This window comes from Streptomyces sp. NBC_00076 (genome assembly GCF_045041235.1).
GTDB lineage: Bacteria > Actinomycetota > Actinomycetes > Streptomycetales > Streptomycetaceae > Streptomyces.
On record NZ_CP108242.1, the window covers coordinates 9,335,969 to 9,353,761 of the forward strand.

Annotated in this window: 12 protein-coding genes; 3 read left to right on the forward strand and 9 right to left on the reverse strand. The window is 70.8% G+C overall.

The genetic code is table 11. The annotated features are described in order from the left end of the window. Nucleotides 1-14 precede the first annotated feature (14 nt). From OHA64_RS41995 to OHA64_RS42005, 3 genes are read left to right on the forward strand one after another with little or no spacing between them, the layout of a single operon-like run. On the forward strand, nt 15-1,568 hold the full coding sequence (locus OHA64_RS41995; protein WP_405622441.1) for an FAD-dependent monooxygenase: 1,554 nt from the start codon (nt 15-17) through the stop codon (nt 1,566-1,568). After that, entirely contained in the window at nt 1,565-3,625 is a 2,061-nt protein-coding gene (locus OHA64_RS42000) for an acetate--CoA ligase family protein (protein WP_405622442.1), read from the forward strand. Before OHA64_RS41995 ends, OHA64_RS42000 begins: the two co-directional genes overlap by 4 nt. Beyond that, nucleotides 3,618-5,276 (forward strand): (2,3-dihydroxybenzoyl)adenylate synthase, encoded by a 1,659-nt coding sequence (locus OHA64_RS42005; protein ID WP_405622443.1) that lies wholly within the window; start codon nt 3,618-3,620, stop codon nt 5,274-5,276. Before OHA64_RS42000 ends, OHA64_RS42005 begins: the two co-directional genes overlap by 8 nt. Before the next feature lie 79 nt (nt 5,277-5,355). On the opposite strand, the gene OHA64_RS42010 is transcribed toward OHA64_RS42005, so the two are convergent. From OHA64_RS42010 to OHA64_RS42050, 9 genes are all read right to left on the reverse strand, one after another. Beyond that, a complete protein-coding gene (locus OHA64_RS42010; protein ID WP_405622444.1) occupies nt 5,356-8,016 on the reverse strand; it encodes a family 78 glycoside hydrolase catalytic domain in 2,661 nt (886 codons plus the stop codon). A 67-nt stretch (nt 8,017-8,083) separates the two neighbouring features. Further along, nucleotides 8,084-9,475: an MFS transporter gene (locus tag OHA64_RS42015; RefSeq protein ID WP_405622445.1), complete on the reverse strand. Its 1,392-nt coding sequence runs from the start codon at nt 9,473-9,475 to the stop codon at nt 8,084-8,086. A gap of 167 nt (nt 9,476-9,642) precedes the next feature. Continuing rightward, complete coding sequence (gene uidA, locus OHA64_RS42020) at nt 9,643-11,469, reverse strand: beta-glucuronidase (protein ID WP_405622446.1); 1,827 nt, start codon at nt 11,467-11,469, stop codon at nt 9,643-9,645. Nucleotides 11,470-11,532: 63 nt separating this feature from the next. After that, complete coding sequence (locus OHA64_RS42025; protein WP_405622447.1) at nt 11,533-12,357, reverse strand: SDR family NAD(P)-dependent oxidoreductase; 825 nt, start codon at nt 12,355-12,357, stop codon at nt 11,533-11,535. A gap of 26 nt (nt 12,358-12,383) precedes the next feature. Next, complete coding sequence (locus OHA64_RS42030; RefSeq protein WP_405622448.1) at nt 12,384-13,595, reverse strand: glycoside hydrolase family 1 protein; 1,212 nt, start codon at nt 13,593-13,595, stop codon at nt 12,384-12,386. 567 nt (nt 13,596-14,162) lie between these two features. Beyond that, complete coding sequence (locus tag OHA64_RS42035) at nt 14,163-14,783, reverse strand: TetR/AcrR family transcriptional regulator (RefSeq protein WP_405622449.1); 621 nt, start codon at nt 14,781-14,783, stop codon at nt 14,163-14,165. Nucleotides 14,784-15,018: 235 nt separating this feature from the next. Then, the gene (locus OHA64_RS42040; RefSeq protein WP_405622450.1) at nt 15,019-15,213 is read right to left on the reverse strand and encodes a hypothetical protein; all 195 of its coding nucleotides are present in this window, start codon (nt 15,211-15,213) and stop codon (nt 15,019-15,021) included. 93 nt (nt 15,214-15,306) lie between these two features. Further along, nucleotides 15,307-16,386, reverse strand: coding sequence for an MBL fold metallo-hydrolase (locus OHA64_RS42045; protein WP_405622451.1), 1,080 nt, complete (start codon nt 16,384-16,386; stop codon nt 15,307-15,309). 53 nt (nt 16,387-16,439) lie between these two features. Beyond that, the gene (locus OHA64_RS42050; protein WP_405622452.1) at nt 16,440-17,780 is read right to left on the reverse strand and encodes an MFS transporter; all 1,341 of its coding nucleotides are present in this window, start codon (nt 17,778-17,780) and stop codon (nt 16,440-16,442) included. Between the last annotated feature and the right edge of the window lie 13 nt (nt 17,781-17,793).

Sequence of the window (17,793 nt, forward strand, 5' to 3'; positions counted from 1 at the left end):
GCGAAGGAAAGACGATGAAAGTTGCCTGCATCGGCGCGGGACCCGGCGGACTGTTCTTCGCCACGCTGCTGAGGCGGAGCCGCCCCGGCACCGAGGTCGTGGTCTTCGAACGCAACCGCCCCGACGACACGTTCGGCTTCGGAGTGGTCTTCTCCGACGCCACACTCGACGCCATCGACGCCGCCGACCCGGTTCTCAGCGAGGCGCTGGAGAAGCACGGCAGGCACTGGGACGACATCGAGGTCCGCGTGCACGGCACACGGGAGCGCGTCGGCGGCATGGGCATGGCGGCGGTGAACCGCAAGACGCTGCTGAGCCTGCTGCAGGAACGGGCCCGCGCCGAGGGCGTTCAGACGCGTTTCCAGCACGAGGTCCACGGCCCCGCCGAACTGGACGACTTCGACCTGGTCGTCGTGTGCGACGGCGCCAACAGCCGTTTCCGCACCCTGTTCGCCGACGACTTCGGACCGACCGCCGAGATGGCGAGCGCGAAGTTCATCTGGTTCGGCACCTCGTACATGTTCGACGGGCTCACCTTCGTCCACCAGGACGGCCCGCACGGCGTCTTCGCCGCCCACGCCTATCCGATCAGCGACTCGCTGAGCACCTTCATCGTGGAGACCGACGCCAACTCCTGGGCAAAGGCCGGTCTCGACGCCTTCGATCCGTCGACCCCGCCCGGCGCCAGCGACGAGAAGACCAAGGCCTACCTGGAGAACCTGTTCGGCGAGCAGATCGACGGGCACCCACTGGTCGGCAACAACTCCCGCTGGGCCAACTTCGCCACCCGCAGGGCCCGTTCGTGGCGACGCGGGAAGTGGGTGCTGCTGGGCGACGCGGCACACACCGCGCACTTCTCCGTCGGGTCCGGCACCAAGATGGCCATGGAGGACGCGGTCGCGCTGGCCGAGGCGCTGGGGGAGGCGTCGCACAGCGTGCCGGAGGCACTCGAGCTCTACGAGGAGCGCCGCCGCCCCAAGGTGGAGAAGATCCAGAACTCGGCGCGGCCCAGCCTGTCGTGGTGGGAGCACTTCGGCCGCTACGTCCGCACCCTCGACGATCCGACACAGTTCGCCTTCCACTTCCTGACCCGCAGCCTCCCGCGCGGCAAACTCGCCGTGCGCGACGCTGCGTACGTGGATCGCGTCGACGGATGGTGGCGGCAACACCACGAGACACCGCCCCTGGAGACACCCTTCAGCGCCGGCCCGTTCCGGCTTCCCTCGCGCCGTGTGACGGCCGGCGAGGAATTCCTGACCGGAACCGACGGCACCGACATCCCGATGGTCCCGTTCAGCGCTCAGTCGTCCGGCGCAGGCGTGTGGATCGACGCTCCGGACACGGAGGAGGGGTTGCCGCTCGCCCTCGACCAAGTGCGTGAGGCGGCGGAGGAGGGCGTTCCGCTGATCGGCGTACGCGGCGGTACGGCGCTGACCCGCGTGCTGATCGCGGAGGAGGCCCGGCTCGCGCACGGCCTGCCCGCCGCGATCACCGGCCCGTACGACGACGACACCGCGACCTCGCTGTTGCTGTCCGGCCGCGCCGACCTCGTGGGAGGCACCAAGTGACCGTCCTGGAACCGCTGTTCGCACCCCGCGCCATCGCCGTACTCGGCGCCTCCGTCACACCCGGCAAGCTCGGCGCGGCGATGACCGACTCCCTGGCTTCCTTCCCGGGGCCGGTCATGAAGGTCAACTCCGGCCGCCCCGACCCCGACCGGGGCTTCTTCCCCACCATCGGCGCGGCGGCCGAAGCCCGGGGCAGCACGCCGGACCTGGTCGTCTCCTGCATTCCGGCCGCGGTGACCGCCGACGCCCTGCGCGAGGCGGCGGCCGCAGGAGCCCGCGCCGCCCTCGTGTGCGCCGGCGGGTTCGCCGAAGCCGGCGGTGACGGTGCGCTGTACCAGCAGGCGTTGGCCGAGGTGGTGCGGGACACCGGCATCCGTGTCCTCGGGCCGAACACCTCGGGCTTCCTGGCGCCCCACCGGCGGCTCACGGCCAGTTTCGTTCCGGGTGTGGCCGATCTGGAACCGGGTCCGGTGGCGGTCGTGGCCGCGAGCGGCGGCGTGAACCACGCGCTGGCCTTCGCCCTGGCCGAGGCCGGCGTCGGCCTGCGCCTGGGGGTCGGGCTGGGCAACAGCCTGGACGTCACCCAGGCCGACGTCCTCGACCACCTTGCCGAGGACGACGTCGTACGGGCCGTCGCCCTGCACGTGGAGACCGCCGCGGAGGGCCGCCGCCTCACCGACGCCGTACGCCAACTGACCGATCGTGTCCCCGTCGTGGCCCTGGTCGTGGGCCGCAGCGACATCGGCGACTTCGCCCGCTCCCACACGGGCGCTCTGGCCACCTCCTGGCGGGTGACCAGGACGGCCCTGCGCCAGGCCGGTGCCGTCCTCGTCGACGACGAACGCGACCTCGTCGACGCCGTCACCGCTCTCAGCCGTGTACGGCTCCCGGCGAACGCCCGCCCAGGGATCGGCCTGGTCACCGCACAGGCCGGACCCGGACTGCTGCTCACCGACGACCTGCGCTCCCACGGCATCCAGGTTCCGCCCCTGGTCGAACGGACGGTGAAGGAGCTGCGCGAGCTGCTTCCCGCCCTCACCTACCTCAACAACCCCGTCGACACCGGCCGCCCCTCGCCCGCGCTCACACAGGTCGTGGAGCGGGTGTCGGAGGATCCCGGCATCGACGTCACCGCCGTGTACGGCCTGCTGGAACCCACCGCCGTGGACCTCCCGGCAGCGCTGGCCGCCGCCCGCACCGCCACCCCACTCGTCGCCGTCGTCGGTGGACCCGTGGAGCAGGCACGGCAGACCCGCCGGGAACTCGGCGAAGCCGGCATTCCCTGCGCGGCCACACCGGCCTCCGGATCGACCATGGTGCGCGCGCTCGTCGAGGACGCGGCGGCCCGCACCCGCCCGGAGGCCACCGCCGTCACCGCGCCCGGTGCACCCACCCTGCCCCCGCCGGGCCCGGTCGACGAGCACACCGCCAAGAGCGTCCTCGCGGACCTGGGCATCCGTACGCCGCTACGGCGCGGGTGCGCCGACCCCGCCGCAGCGCACGCGGCTCTCGACGAGCTCGGCGGACCGGTCGTCGTGAAGATCCTCGACGCGGCGATCCTGCACAAGACGGAAGTCGGCGGGGTCCAGGTCGGCATCCGCACGCACCAGGAACTCGACGACGCCCTCGCCCGCATGCCCGCAAGCCCCGCACTGCTGGTCGAGCAGATGGCGCCCGCCGGCCCCGAACTCATCGTCGGCGTACGCCGCGACCCGGTCTTCGGCCCCGTGCTGGCTCTGGGCGCCGGGGGAACGGCCGCCGACATCCTCGGCGACGTCTCCCTGCGCCTCGCGCCGCTGTCCGCGCACGAGGCCGGCGCCATGCTCGACGAGCTCGCCACCCGCCAGATGTTCCTCGGCGCGCGCGGCGCCACCCCGGTCGACCGCGCGCGACTCACCCACGCGTTGCTCGCGCTCTCCTCCCTCGCCGCCGACAACGCCGTGGCCGAGTGCGAGATCAACCCCCTGCGCGTCCTGCCCGACGGCGATGTCGTCGCCCTTGACGCCGTACTGCTGCTGCGTGACCCCCGGGATCAAGGAGGATCCGACGATGCGTGAGGGATTCGTCCCCTGGCCCAAGGAGGCGGCCGATCGCTACCGCGAGGCCGGGTACTGGCGTGGGAGGCCGCTCGGGTCGTACCTCCACGAATGGGCCGAGACCTACGGAGATGCGGTGGCCGTCGTGGACGGCGACACGCGCTTGACCTACCGTCAACTCGTCGACCGAGCCGACGGGTTGGCGTGCCGACTGCTGGACTCCGGCCTGGGCCCCGGTGACGCGATGCTCGTCCAGCTGCCCAACGGCTGGGAGTTCGTCACGCTCACCCTGGCGTGTCTGCGGGCCGGCATCGCTCCCGTGATGGCGCTGCCCGCGCACCGCGGCCACGAACTGCGCTACCTGGCCGCACATGCCGAAGTCACCTCGATCGCCGTACCGGACCGACTCGGCGACTTCGACCACCAGGCTCTGGGGCGGGAGGTCGCCGAAGCCACGCCGAGCGTACGACTGCTGCTCGTCGCGGGCGGCACGGTCGGCACCGACGCCACCGATCTGCGCGCGCTGGCCGAACCGGCAGACGACCCGGCCGCCGCACGGGCCCGGCTCGACGACATCGCCCCGGACAGCGCCGACATCGCCGTCTTCCTGCTCTCCGGCGGTACCACCGGACTGCCGAAACTCATCACCCGCACCCACGACGACTACGAGTACAACGCGCGGCGCAGCGCCGAGGTGTGCGGCCTCGACTGTGACACCGTCTACTTGGTGGCCCTGCCCGCCGGACACAACTTCCCCCTGGCCTGCCCGGGGATCCTGGGCACCCTCATGAACGGCGGCCGCGTGGTCCTGGCCCGCACCCCGCACCCCGACAAGGTGATACCGCTGATGTCCGACGAGGGCGTGACGGCCACCGCGGCCGTGCCCGCCGTCGTCCAGCGCTGGATCGACGCCGTCGCCTCCGGCCGCCACGCCGCCCCGCCCGCGCTGCGGTTGCTCCAGGTCGGCGGCGCCCGCCTCGCCCCCGAGGTCGCCCGCCGCGCCGAACCCGTGCTCGGCGGCACCCTCCAGCAGGTGTTCGGCATGGCGGAGGGGCTGTTGAACTACACGCGCCCGGACGACCCCGACGACATCAAGATCGAGACGCAGGGCCGCCCCATGTGCCCCGACGACGAGATCCTCGTCGTCGACGCCTCCGACGATCCCGTACCCCCCGGAAGCATGGGCGCCCTCCTCACCCGCGGCCCGTACACCCCCCGCGGCTACTACCGGGCCGACGAGCACAACGCCCGCGCGTTCACCCCCGACGGCTGGTACCGCACCGGCGACGTCGTCCGGTTGCACCCCTCCGGCAATCTCGTCGTCGAAGGACGCGACAAGGACATGATCAATCGGGGCGGCGAGAAGATCTCCGCGGAGGAGGTCGAGAACCTCGTCTACCGTCTGCCGGGTGTCGCCCGTGTCGCCGTTGTCGCGAAGCCCGACCCGGACCTGGGGGAGCGGGTGTGCGTGGCCGTGGTCGTCGAACCGGGTGCCGACCTGACCCTCGAATCGGTCCGCGCCGCACTCACCGCGATGCAGGTGGCCCGCTACAAACTGCCCGAAGACCTGCTGGTCGTCGACGAGTTGCCGCTGACGAAGGTCGGCAAGATCGACAAGAAGCGTCTGCGGGACATCGTCCGAAGCGAGGCAGACCCGGTCGAGGCGGTCTGACCGCGCGTCCGACGCGAGAAGGAGGGGATCGATCGCACGTCGGGAGGTGGCCTCAGCTCCGGTTCGTCGGGCGGTGGCCTCAACTCCCGTTCCCCATACGGCGGGTGGTACGGAAAGTCCCCGCGGTGGCGGTCTCGGTGGTGCCGTCGGGGAAGACCACCCGTGCGGTGGTCGCGGGCGGCACGTCGACGGTGATGGTCAGCTCGTCGCCGGTCGTTCGCCACTCGACGGCGATCGTGCCCTGCGGGGAGTCGTGCGTGCCCCGGGCCCACCGCAACGACGGGTGGGGGACCGGCGCGACCTCGAACGACTCCCAGGCGACCGACCCCGGGGTCTGTCGTAGCCCCAGCGCGTGGGTGTGCAGGAAGCGGATGACGGCTCCCTTGCTGTAGTGGTTCAGGGAGTCGTGGGCGTCTCCGTTCTCGTCAACGCCCTCCCAGTCCTCCCAGATGGTCGTCGCGCCGCGGTCGAGCATGTACAGCCAGGACGGTGCGCTGCGCCGGAGAAGCAGCTCGTACGCGATGTCGGCGTGCCCGGTGTCGGCCAGGACGGGGAGCAGCTCGCCGGTGGAGAGGAAGCCGGTGCCGAGGTGGGTGCCGGCGGCGCGGATCAGCTCGACCAGGCGTGCGGCGGCGGGCGCGCGCAGCTCGTCGGGGACGAGCCCGAGGGACAGAGCGCGTACATAGGCGGCCTGGGTGTCGCCCCTGGTGCGTCCGTCGGGGGTGAGGAACTCGGTGCGCCAGGCGTCACCGACGCGCTCGGCGGTCTCCGCCCAGCGGGTTGCGTCCTCGGTGCGGCCCAGCACCCCTGCGACGTCGGCGAGGGTCGACGTCGAGCGGTACAGGAACGCCGTGCCCACCTCGCCCTTGTCCGCCATGAACCAGGCGATCGGGTTGGTCTGGACCGGGTCGATGCGGGTGCCGTCGGTCGCCTTCTCCTTCGGCTCGGTCCATTCGCCCCAGTGGAAGGAGCCGTCCCAGAGATACCGCTCGTGCGGGAGAGGCTCGGCCGAACGTTCGATCCGGGACGGGTGGCGGGCCGTGCGGGCGGTCCGCAGCGCCCACTCGACCCAGCGGACCATCGACTCCCAGTGCTCGGCGAGGACCTGTCGGTCGCCGTAGCACCGGTACAGCTCCCAGGGGACGGCGACGATCGCGTCGCCCCATCCGGCCGAGCCGGTCATCAGGGCGAACTGGTCGTCGAGGTGGTGCTTGATGCGGCGACCGTCGGGCGAGAAGTTGGCGATCCGGCCGTCGGGCAGCTGGTCGTCGCGGACCGAGCGAAGCCATTTGCGGCTGAAGCCGAGGACGTCGTACAGACGCGTGGCGGTCGGAGCGAAGACCTGGTAGTCGCCGGTCCAGGCGAGACGTTCACGGGTCGGGCAGTCGGTGGGGACGTCGACGGCGTTGCCGCGGAAGCTCCAGTCCGCGATCTCGTGCAGCCGGTTGAGGTCGCGGTCACTGCATGCGAAGGTGCCGGTGCGGCGCAGGTCGGTGTGCACGACGCGCATCGTGATGCTCGTGGGGTCGAGAGGGGCGCCGTCGCGGCGGATGCGTGCGTACCGGAAGCCGTGCACGGTGTGGCGTGGCTCGAACGTCTCGCCCCGGCCCGCGGAGACGGCCTCGTCGCGCTGGACGAACGCGATCGGGTCCTCGCCGGGACGCACGGAGTCCAGGTGAGCAGTCGTCAGATCGCCGTCGGAGCCGACGTGTTCGCCGTAGTCGACGACGGTGCGGGTGCCGGCCGGACCGAGGTCGTCCAGGGTGATCCAGCCGGAGGCGTTCTGGCCGAAGTCGGCGACCCAGACCCCGTCCTCCAGCTGTTCGACGGATCGCGGCGGACGGGAGTCGACGACGCGTACGGGCGGTGCGGGCGACCAGTCGATCGCGGGAGCCTCCACCTGGTCGACGAGGACCGGTCGTTCGGCCCCCGGCTCGCTGCGGAAGTCGGTGGTCTGCCCGTCCATGAGGTCGGCCCGGGTGATGGCCGACCGGGCACTCGTCCAGGTCTCGTCGGTGCGCACGATCTGGCGTGTGCCGTCCTCGTACGCGATGTGCAGCTCGGCCCGTGCGCCGAGCACCGTCCCCCATTCGGCCGGGCGGCGGAACGCCCCGACCTGGCCCCGGTACCAGCCGTCGGAGAGGACGATCTCGATCAGGTTGCCGCCCTCCTCGACGGCGGCCGTGACGTCCGACGCCTGGGCGTAGAGCGTGCGGTCGTACGAGGTGGACCCCGGCGACAGTTCGGCGGTGCCCGCCCGCTCGCCGTTCACGTACGCCTCGTACACGCCGAGCGCCGTCGCGTACAGCCGCGCCGAGCGCACCCCGGGCCGTACCGCGAACCGTGTCGTCAGGGTGTGGGCCGGGCGCCTGCCATATCCGGGGTCGCCGGATTCGGGCGGCGATATCCAGCGCGCCTGCCAGTCGTCGTCGAGGAGGCCGACCTCGAACGTGTCCCACTCCGACCACAGGCCCCGGCTCTCCGTGCCGCGGGCCCGGACCCGCCAGGCCACCCGCCGACCGCTGCGGAGCGCCGTCCAGGGCCACGGGAGGAACCGATGCGTGCCAGGGGCGGTCGTCACCGCTGGTTGCGGCTCGCCGTCGACGGTGCATTCCAGCTCATGTCCGGCCGCGTGTCCCGCGTCCGACGGTGGCTTCCACGACAGGCGGGGAGCGGGGCCCGACACGGCGAACTGGTCACCGCCGCTGTCGATGCGCAGGTCATACGGTGCGTTGCTCATGCTGTGCTTTCTCGGAGTCGATGAACTGTGTTGTCACAGCCGGGCCGTGCGCTGTCGAAGGGCCCTACTACCGGACCGATTTGACCTTGAACTTGATGATCAGACCGCCGACCAGGGCGAGGACCGCGCCGCTCAGGTAGAGCTGGGTGTAGTTCTTGTCGCCGCCGTCGGTGACGCCGATGGTGATGACGAGCGGGGCGATCAGCGGGGCTATGGCGCTGGGGATCTTCTGGGCGAACGCGACGACCGCGAGATAGCGGCCGGCCTGGGCCCGGTCCGGCAGGACGGCGAACACGATCGCCTGGTCGACGGCGCTGAACACGGCGATGGCGAGTTGCATCAGCACCGCGCCGACCACGAGCTGGGGCAGCGAGTGGGCGAACGCCTCCGTGACGGCGCCGACCACGAAGACCGCGGAGCCGATCAAAGTGAACAGCTTGCGCCTGCCGAGCTTGTCGGACAGGAAGCCGCCGCCGATGGCGCCGCCGGCTGCCGCCAGCACTCCGATGGTGCCGATCGTCGCCACGACACCGGCGACCTCCTTGACGGGCAGGTCGAGCCGCTGGGCGTAGAAGAACGTGCCGAAGGTGGTGTTGGAGTACAGGCCCATGAAGAAGACGAAGCGGCCGAGCCAGTTCCAGCCGAAGTCGGGGTACGTCCGCGGATTGAACCAATAGCTGGCCATCAGGCCCTTGAGGGTCACATCGCTGGTGTGGACGAGGGCACGGGAGTCCCCCTCCGGCTTGACGAGGGGGAACGCCACCAGCATGGCGGCTCCGAGGAGGCCCGGGACCAGGAACACCAGAAGGGTGCTGGAGGCCACTGTGTACGCGATGCCGATACCGATCACCGGTGCGATCTGGCTCGTGACGCTGGTCCAGGCCGAGATACGGCCGCGCTGCTCCTCGGGGACCCGGTCGGCCTGGATGTTCTGGATGGCCTGACTGGCCGTCGACCAGCCGACCATGCCGACCACCCACGAGAGGCCCACCAGCAACACGCTGGGCGCGGCGGCGATACCGAAGAGCGCGACGGCACCGAGAACCGTACCGACGATCATGAACGGGGTCCTGCGGCCGAAGCGGGACCGCTTCCGGTCGCTCCAGAAGCCGATCAGGGGACTGAGGACCAGATAGACGAACTGGGCGGACCCGGTGACGTACCCGAGCAACTCCTCACGGCCGGGGGCGAGATCGGAGATCCGCACCGCCAGTGAATAGGAGAGCGGCACCATCAGGGCCAGTGAGGACCCGAAGTTCGCGATCATCATCCAGGAGATGTAGGCCGTGCCGACCTTCTCCAGCGGCGGGGCCTCGATCTCGGGGGCGGAGGTCTCGGCCGCCACCTCGGGGACGCCCGTTGTCGGACCTGTCGGACCTGTCGGCTCCTCACCCTCACCCTTCGCCGACTCGGGCGGCGGAGGCCCGGCCACGCTGATGTCGCGATCGTTCTGAAGCATGAGGACTCCTTCGTCTCATGAGTGCAAGGTGGCGCGGCAGTCGGTGGGAGACGGCACACGCGCTGGAGAAGGAATCCGTCGAACCGCCGAAGGCCCACGGCGGATCTCGGATCTCGGATCGGGGAGAGCGGATCGGGGAGAAGGGGAGAGCGGATCGGGGAGAAACGTCATCCGTCCGCGGTCTGGCCGGGCTTGCGACCGCCCAGGCCGTGCCAGCGGCCACGGAGGGCGAACGCGGCCGTCTTGGGCCTGCGTTCGCGCGTGAACACGCCCTTCTTGTTGCCGTCGACGCGGTGGATACCGGCCGAGGTCTGGAAGTCGGCGAAGTTCCAGACGTGTTCGCCGACGAACTCGGGGATGCGGTCGAACACGCGGTGGTACATGGCGAGGTAGTCGCTCTGGTACTCCTCGCTCCACGGGGTGTCCCAGACGGAGTGCAGGCCGGGCTGGGTGTCGGCGCCGTACTCGGACATCATGAGCGGCTTGCCGAAGCGCGCCGCCCAGCCGCGGAGGTCCTGTTCCAGGGCCTGCTCGGCGGTCGCGAGGTCGCCGGTGAACAGGTACCAGCCGTAGTAGCGGTTGATGCTCAGTACGTCGAACAGGTCGCCGATCCGGTCGTTCTGCGACGTGGCGAACATGACCGCGGAGTAGGTGAGGGGGCGGGTCGGGTCGAGCTTGCGGGCCAGCTCGACCAGCGGCTCGAAGTACTCGCGGGCACCGTCCTCGTTGGAGGCGGGTTCGTTGGCGAGGGACCACATCACCACGCTCGGGTGGTTCCTGTCCCGCTCGATCAGCTCCCGCAGGTGCTCGGCGTGGACGTCGCGCGTTGTCCCGCCGAAGTTCTCCGGCGCGAAGGTCGGGGTCGGGGCCTGTCCGGTGAGACCGCCCATGACACCCAGGTTGAGGCCGACGGCGGCGGTCTCGTCGATGACGACGATGCCGTGCCGGTCGGCGAAGTCGAGCACCTCCTCCGCGTACGGGTAGTGCGAGGTGCGGAAGGAGTTGGCGCCGGTCCAGTCGAGGAGCTGGAAGTCGTGGACCAGGTAGGCGTCGTCGTGGCCCTTGCCTCGGACGGGGGTGTCCTCGTGCTTGCCGAAGCCGGTGAAGTAGAACGGGTCGCCGTTGATGAGGAATTCGGTGCCGCGCACTTCGACGGTGCGCACGCCGAAGGGCTGGGTGTAACTGTCGACGGGTTCTCCCACAACGTTCTCGCCCTCGTCGACCAACTCCACCACGAGGTCGTAGAGATAGGCGGCGCCGGGCTGCCAGAGGGTGACGTCCTCCATGCGGAGGGTGCCCTCGGGGCCGTGTGCCTCCGCCACGGTCCGGCCTGCCTCGTCGACCGCGCGCACCCGTGTGGCGATCACGTCGGCGGCTTCGCCGGAGATCTCCACGCGGTACTCGACGACACCGGCCGCGCCGTCCCGTCCGGTGACGACCGTGACGTCCTCGACATGGGTCGGCGGGGTGCTGCACAGCCGGACCGGACGCGCGATGCCCGCGTAGTTGTAGAAGTCATGCAGGTACGACTGGTGTTCGCGGCCGTCGGGGCCGGAGGTGACGGTGCCGGGCGGGATCGTCACGTTCGTCAGCCGGTTGTCGACGCCGACCGTCAGCCGGAACTCGGCGCCGGGGCGGACGATCCCGGTCAGGTCCGCCTCGAACGGTGTGTAACCGCCGGTGTGTTCGGCCACCAGCCGGTCGTCCACGTAGACCTGCGCGGCGTGGGTGACGGAGCCGAAGCGCAGGACCACCCGCTCGCCCGCCCAGCCGCGCGGCACCCGCACCTCGCGCTGGTACCAGACGACGCCGACGTGGTCACGGATCTCCGCGTCCACGAACAGGTCGTTGTAGCTGGCGGGGACGGGGGCTTCCAGGGGTGAGGAGAGCCGTGACGTCCACGGAGTGGCGCCGGCGCGGGTGTCGAGCGCGAACCGCCACAGGCCGTCGAGGCTGACGACGTCCCGGGTGGAGCTGGTGCGGGGGAAGAGCATGGGGCTCCTACGCGTGGTTGCCGGGCAGTGGCCCGAGGAGGACGGAGGTGGGGGCGTCGCGGATCAGATCGTTTCGCCGGCGTCCGCGAGGAGCGTGCTCCCCGTCATGAAGGCCGAGAGGTCGCTCGCGCAGAACAGCACCACGCGGGCGATGTCGTCGGGGACGCCGAGGCGACCGAGCAGGCTCGGCCGCATCACGGACATGATGTCCCCGGCGTCCGCGGGGGCCCCGGCAGCTGCGGCTGCCGCCGCCATGTTGCCTTCGGTCGGCACGTACGTCGGTGCGACGCCCAGCACGCGAATGCCGAACGGCGCGAATTCGAGGGCGAGTTGCCGGGTGATGCCGCGCGCCGCGTGCTTGGAGCCGACGTAGGCGGCGAGCCCGGGGGCCGTTCCCCGAAAGCCGGCCGTGGAGACGACGTTCACGATGACGCCGCCGCTTCCGGCCGCGCGGATCCGGCGGGCGGCCTCCCGGGATCCGAGGAAGACACCGCGCGTGTTCACGGCGAACACCTCGTCCCAGGTCTTCTCGGACATCTCCAGCGCGGGAACGCTGGGGAAGACACCGGCGTTGTTGACCCAGATGTCGATCCCGCCGAACTCCCGGACCGCCAGATCGGCGGCTCCGGCGACGCTCACGGTGTCGGTGACGTCCACATGGGCGGCCGCCGCGCAGCCCGGGCGGCGGGCGTTCAGATCCATGGCGACGGCGGCGGCGAGCCCGTGCTCGATATCGGCGACGAGTACGTCCGCGCCTGCCTCGACCAGGCGTTCGGCGATGGCCCGGCCCAGTCCGCGGCCCGCGCCGGTCACGACGGCGCGCCGCCCGGTGAGCGAGACGAGCTCGGCCAGGGACCGGGACGAGACGTCGGGTACGGATACCTGCACGATGTGTCCTTCCGGTGGCGGGGCGGTCAGTTGCCCGCGCGGCGGGCGGTCTCGCCCAGCCAGGCGAGGCTGGGCTTGGGGCGGCGCTCGAAGGTCTCGCGGTCGACCTCGACCAGGCCGAAGGTCGGCTCCCAGTGGCCCCACTCGTAGTTGTCGAGCAGGCTCCAGTGGAGGTAGCCACGTACGTCGACGCCGTCGCCGTCGGCGATCGCCGCCTCGAGATGCTTCAGGGCCTCGCCGGTGTAGGCGATCCGGCGGGTGTCGTCGCCGGTGGCGATGCCGTTCTCGGTGACCAGGATCGGCATGCCGCCGGTGACCTCGGCGGTGTGCCGCACGGCGATGCTCAGGGCGTCGGGCCGGTAGGCGGTGCCGACGAGTGTGTTGTCCGGGTCCTGCGGGTGGGGCTCGACGCCGTCCTGGCCGACCCACTGGCTGGAGTACGACTGCACGCCCACGAAGTCGTCTCCGCGCGACCCCTCCAGGTACAGGTCCTCCCAGATGTGATCCAGCTCCCGCTTCCTCTCCTCGGCCCCCGGCCGGGCGACGAAGGCGCGGTTGGCGACCGTCCAGCCGACCTTGGCGCCGGTGCGCTCGCGCATGACCTCCCGGACGGCGTGGTGTGCCTCGACCAGCCGCGCGCCGATCCTCACGTCCGGGGCCGGCAGCGGCGGCCGCGGACCCTCGTTGTCGAGGGTGGGGCTCTGCCACTCCCCGGCCGCCTGCTGGTTCTGCATGGCCTGAGCCATGCCGATCATGATGGCCAGCATGTTCGGCTCGTTCATGGTGACGACCCACTCGACGCCGTCGAGGATCGGGGTGACCGCCTCGGCGTATGCCCGAAACCGCTCAACGGCGCGGTCGCCGAGCCAGCCGCCCTCCTGGGCGAACCAGAGCGGGCTGGTGAAGTGGTGCAGGGTCACGACCGGTGTCAGGCCGAGCTCGAAGGCCGTCTCGATCATGCGCCGGTAGTGGGCCAGTTCCGCCCGCGACACCATGCCGGGGACGGGCTCGACGCGGGCCCACTCGATGCCGAAGCGGTACGCGTTGAGCCCGGCGTCGGCCAGCAGTCGCATGTCCTCGCGGTAGCGGTGATAGCTGTCGCAGGCGTCACCACTGCGCTCCATGCCCGGCATGCGCCCCTCGTTCGCCCAGAAGTCGCTGTTGAGGTTGTTGCCCTCGATCTGGTGCGGCGCGGTGGAGGCTCCCCAGAGGAACCCGGGAGGGAATTCGGTAGTCATCGGCGGCTTTCCTGGGTGTCGGTGGTCGGGGCCTGCTGGCGTTTGCGCCACGACCTGGCCGTTCGGACGCGGTGGGCAACGGCCTCGGCTTGATGAGCGGCGGCCGCGGCGCGAGCGCCGGTTCGGCAAGTGCCTGACCTGCGAGCGCCAACACTTACCACGTGGTTGGTTTTAATGCGGACCGTAGACCGGGATCGCAAGGGCAGGAAGACTGTCGCTCTACTTCGTGATCAGAACGTTATCTGGCGGCGTCTTGGCCAGTGGGAAGCGAGCGCACTGTGAGCAGGCGGTCGGCTTGTCGGCATGGGTGAGTCGCACCGCGTCGGGGGAACTCGTGGGTCGTCGCGTGGAATTGCCGCGTAACTGCCGGGTGGAACAGTCACGGGGGACGCGAGCGGATCGGCGACGCCGGCCGCGAGCGAGATCCTCAGGTGGTCCGCGAGGCAGTCCGCGAGGTCGTGTGCGAGCACCCGCAGAGCGTCCGGCGCGCGCCGCACGGTCATGAGCTTGGGCCGCGGCCGGTGGTCCAGCGGGGGCGCCGCGGCGCCGAGTTGGGCGGCTCTCAGCTCACTCGTCGGAGTCGGAGTCCGAGTCGGCCTGGTCGAAGAGCAGGCGTACGAAGTCGGTGACAGGCCCGACGATGTCGAGGTCCGGGGCGAGGACCCACTGCAGCTGGAGCCCGTTGAGCACGGCATGGAAGAGGACCGCCGCGCCCTCGGGGCTGACGCCCTCGCGCAGCCTGCCGCGTGTGGCCTCGTCGTGGAACCCCTCGGCGAACTGGGCGCGCCCGCGTTCGTAGCGTTCGACGAAGTAGGCGTGGGCGGGATGATCCGGCCGTGAGGCCGCCGCCGCGAGCTCGATCCACAGGCGCATCAGCTCGGGCGCCATCTGGTGGTGTCGGATGAGCTCGGCGAGGTAGGGCCCTAGTTGGTCCGGGCTGTCGACCTGTTCCAGGCCCTGCTGCCATTCTTCGGCATCGCGCTCGGCGAGTACCGCGGCGAGGACTTCCTCCTTGTTGCGGAAGTGGTGCAGGAGGCCGGCATGGGTGATGCCGGCCCGCTCCGCGATGTCGCGCAGGGACGCTTTGGCGTAGCCGTTCTCGGCGAAACTGTCGCGCGCGGCGCGTACGATCTCCGCTCTGCGGGCCGGGGTCTTGGCATACGGCCCACGCGCTCCTGCCTGACCCACGGTGCGCTCACTCTCCTCGACGAGTTCGGTCCAGCGCAGTGGCTGAGCCTTTAAAACCTACCACATGGTTGGTATTTATCGGCTCGCGGTGGACGGTCGCACTTACCGTACGGGGCCAGGACGTCATCGCATGGGGCTGACTCCGTAAGCACGGGGAGTCAGGTCGCATGTCGACGTGCCACTTCGCCGGCGCGCTCCGGCCGGGCCGCGCTGAGCATGGTGTCCGAGCCGAGTGTCATGACCGCTCCGGAGCCGAACCCGGCCGCGACCAGCCCGGGTAGTTGTTCTCCGCGCCGAACACACCGAACGCGACCAGTGCGGCGGCGAGCAGCAACAGAGCTCCGGACAGGCCCCGTTGGGGACCGCGTCGCGCGCTCGGTCTGCGAGCGAGCGCGGCACCGGCCGCATTGGCCACGGCCAGTGGGGTCATGGCGAGTCCGTCCTGGAGTGGCGAAGAACCGTCGGCCAGTTGCAGCCGGGCCTAGGGTCAGGAGCGCGCCCCACCGTCCTGTTGCCGCGGACCTCAGCAACAGCCTGCCGTGTGCGCGCTCGTGGCCGCCGCCGTCGTCGCTGCGGGGGTGGCGGCCTGCTGGTCCTGGGAGATGCGGCCGCGCAGCATGGTCTCCACGATCTTCATGAAGCGCTGTGCTCCGGAGGTGCCCACGACGAACGGGTTCTCGCGACCGTTCGGCGCACCGCGCAGCTCCTCCATGCGCTCGAGGCCGTAGTCGACGAAGCCGTGGTTGCTCAGCTCGACGTCGACCCCGGCCCGTTTCATCCGGGAGGCGAAGGTGAGGGCGGAGGAGAGGTAGGCCTCCTTGCTCGCGGTGGCGGTCGGCGGGTTGGTCCCGCCCCACAGCATCGCGGTGTGGGCGCGGCCCTGCCGACGGGCCGGGAAGATCGGCGAGACGGTGCCGGGAGTGTGGCCCGGCGTGTGGTGGAGTGTCACGGTGGTGCCGCCCAGCGTCAGCTTCTGGCCGTCGGCGATGTCCAGGTCGCGGGTGGGCGCGTTGGCCGGGGACGTGGAGGCGAGGAGGTCCCAGTCGGCCGGGGCCATCATGACCCGGGCGCCGTACTGGTCGGCCAGGTACTGGGCGCCGCCGAAGTGGTCGCCGTGGCCGTGGGTGACCACGACGTACTTGATCGTCGACGGGTCGGCCCCCACGTCGCGCAGTCCGGAGACGATGTACTGCTCTGCCTCGTCCGGTGTGTCGAGGGCGTCGATGAGGATGATGCCGCGTGGCGTGAGGATCGCCGTGGCGGACACAAAACCGACGCTGAGCACGGCGACGTTGTCGAAGATCCGCAGCGGCGCGGGAGCGGGCGGCCTCGGCGGGGTGTAGCCGGCGGTGAGCCCGCTGACCAGGCTCTTGAGGACCGGGTTGTCGCCGGCCAGTTCGGCGGCGCGGTCGAAGTACTCCTGTGCGGTCGGGTCCGCGGACGCCGAGGTCTCGGCGGAGGCGTACTCGGGAAGCAGCGAAGCCGCGCCGGCGGTGACCGCCGCGGCGGCGCCGAGCTGCCAGAAGCGGCGGCGCGTCAGGGCTCCGTGGGGGCGGCCTGCGGTCGACGCCGGGCGGGTGGGGTCGGTTTGCGGCTTGTTCATGCGGGGCTCCTCAAGGTGGAGGGGTGGGGGGAGGGGCTGGTTTTGTCGGTTCGTCAGGCGGTCACGACCGCCTGCTCGTCCTTCTCGCCGGCTTCGGCGTCACTCAGCGGCACACCCTGGGGTTCTTTCAGGAAGAAGGTGACGGCGAGCCCGATCACCGTCACCGCCGCGAGGTAGACGCCGACGGAGTACACGGTGCCGGTGCCGGCCTGCAGGGCTTCGGCGATCATGGGGGCGAAGGCGCCGCCGAGGACGGCTCCGACGGCGTACGACAGCGCCGCACCGCTGTACCGGACGGCCGTCGGGTACAGCTCCGCGAACAGGGCGGCCTGAGGACCGTAGGTGAGCCCCAGGCCGATGCTGTAGAGGACGAGCGCCACCACGACGAGACCGGCGTTCGCCGTGTTGAGCAGCGCGAAGAACGGGAACATCCAGGCGAGTTGGATGACGAAGCCGATCCGGTAGACGCGCAGGCGGCCGAGCCGGTCGGACAGCCGGCCACCCGCCAGGGTGCTGGCCAGCCAGCCGACCGCGGCGACCATCACACAGATCAGGATCAGCGTCGGGTCCATGTCCAGGTGGTTGACGGCGTAGCTCTGGACGTAGCCGCCGGTGGTCATGTAGCCGACGGCGTTGTTGGCGGCGAAGAGCAGGGCACCGGCCACGACGAGGGGCCAGTGGTGCTTGAACAGCACGGCGATCGGGGCGCGCGATCGGCTCCCGGTCTGCTTCAGCTCCTGATAGACGGGGCTTTCCTCGACCTTGCGTCGGATGACGAACCCGGCGGCGACGAGGACGACGCTGAGCAGGAAGGGGATGCGCCAGCCCCAGGCGAGGAACTGGTCGTCCGTGGTGAGAGCGGTGACGGCCGCCAGGGCGCCGTTGGCCAGCAACAGGCCCAGCGGTGCGCCGAGTTGGGGGTAGGAACCGAACCGTCCGCGCTGTGCCGCGGGTGCGTGCTCCACCGAGATCAGCGCGGCGCCGCCCCACTCGCCGCCGGCGGACAGCCCCTGGAGGATCCGCAGGAGGACGAGAATGATCGGGGCGCTCGTGCCGATGGATGCGGACGACGGCACGAGGCCGATCAGGGTGGTGGAGACGCCCATGAGCAGCAGGGTGGCGATCAACATCGCGCGGCGGCCGAGCCGGTCACCGAGGTGGCCGGCGAGTGCGGCTCCGACCGGCCGGAAGAAGAAGCTGATGCCGATGGTCGCGAAGGAGATGACCAGCGAGTCCTCGCCGAGCCCGTCGAAGAACTGGCTGCTGAACACCAGTCCCGTGCACAGGGCGTAGATGAAGAAGTCGTACCACTCGATGGTGGTGCCCGCCATGGCGGCGAGCGCGACGGTGCGGTGCTGACTCTGCGTGCCGGATGCCTGAGCGGATGGGGACATGGGGAGTCCGATC

What these genes read in the sequence shown, in the direction of transcription:
- OHA64_RS41995 (WP_405622441.1), top strand. Translation starts at nt 15, where the DNA reads ATGAAAGTTGCCTGCATCGGCGCGGGACCCGGCGGACTGTTCTTCGCC.
- OHA64_RS42005 (WP_405622443.1), top strand. Translation starts at nt 3,618, where the DNA reads ATGCGTGAGGGATTCGTCCCCTGGCCCAAGGAGGCGGCCGATCGCTAC.
- OHA64_RS42010 (WP_405622444.1), bottom strand. Translation starts at nt 8,016, where the DNA reads ATGAGCAACGCACCGTATGACCTGCGCATCGACAGCGGCGGTGACCAG.
- OHA64_RS42015 (WP_405622445.1), bottom strand. Translation starts at nt 9,475, where the DNA reads ATGCTTCAGAACGATCGCGACATCAGCGTGGCCGGGCCTCCGCCGCCC.
- uidA (WP_405622446.1), bottom strand. Translation starts at nt 11,469, where the DNA reads ATGCTCTTCCCCCGCACCAGCTCCACCCGGGACGTCGTCAGCCTCGAC.
- OHA64_RS42030 (WP_405622448.1), bottom strand. Translation starts at nt 13,595, where the DNA reads ATGACTACCGAATTCCCTCCCGGGTTCCTCTGGGGAGCCTCCACCGCG.
- OHA64_RS42040 (WP_405622450.1), bottom strand. Translation starts at nt 15,213, where the DNA reads ATGACCCCACTGGCCGTGGCCAATGCGGCCGGTGCCGCGCTCGCTCGC.
- OHA64_RS42045 (WP_405622451.1), bottom strand. Translation starts at nt 16,386, where the DNA reads ATGAACAAGCCGCAAACCGACCCCACCCGCCCGGCGTCGACCGCAGGC.
- OHA64_RS42050 (WP_405622452.1), bottom strand. Translation starts at nt 17,780, where the DNA reads ATGTCCCCATCCGCTCAGGCATCCGGCACGCAGAGTCAGCACCGCACC.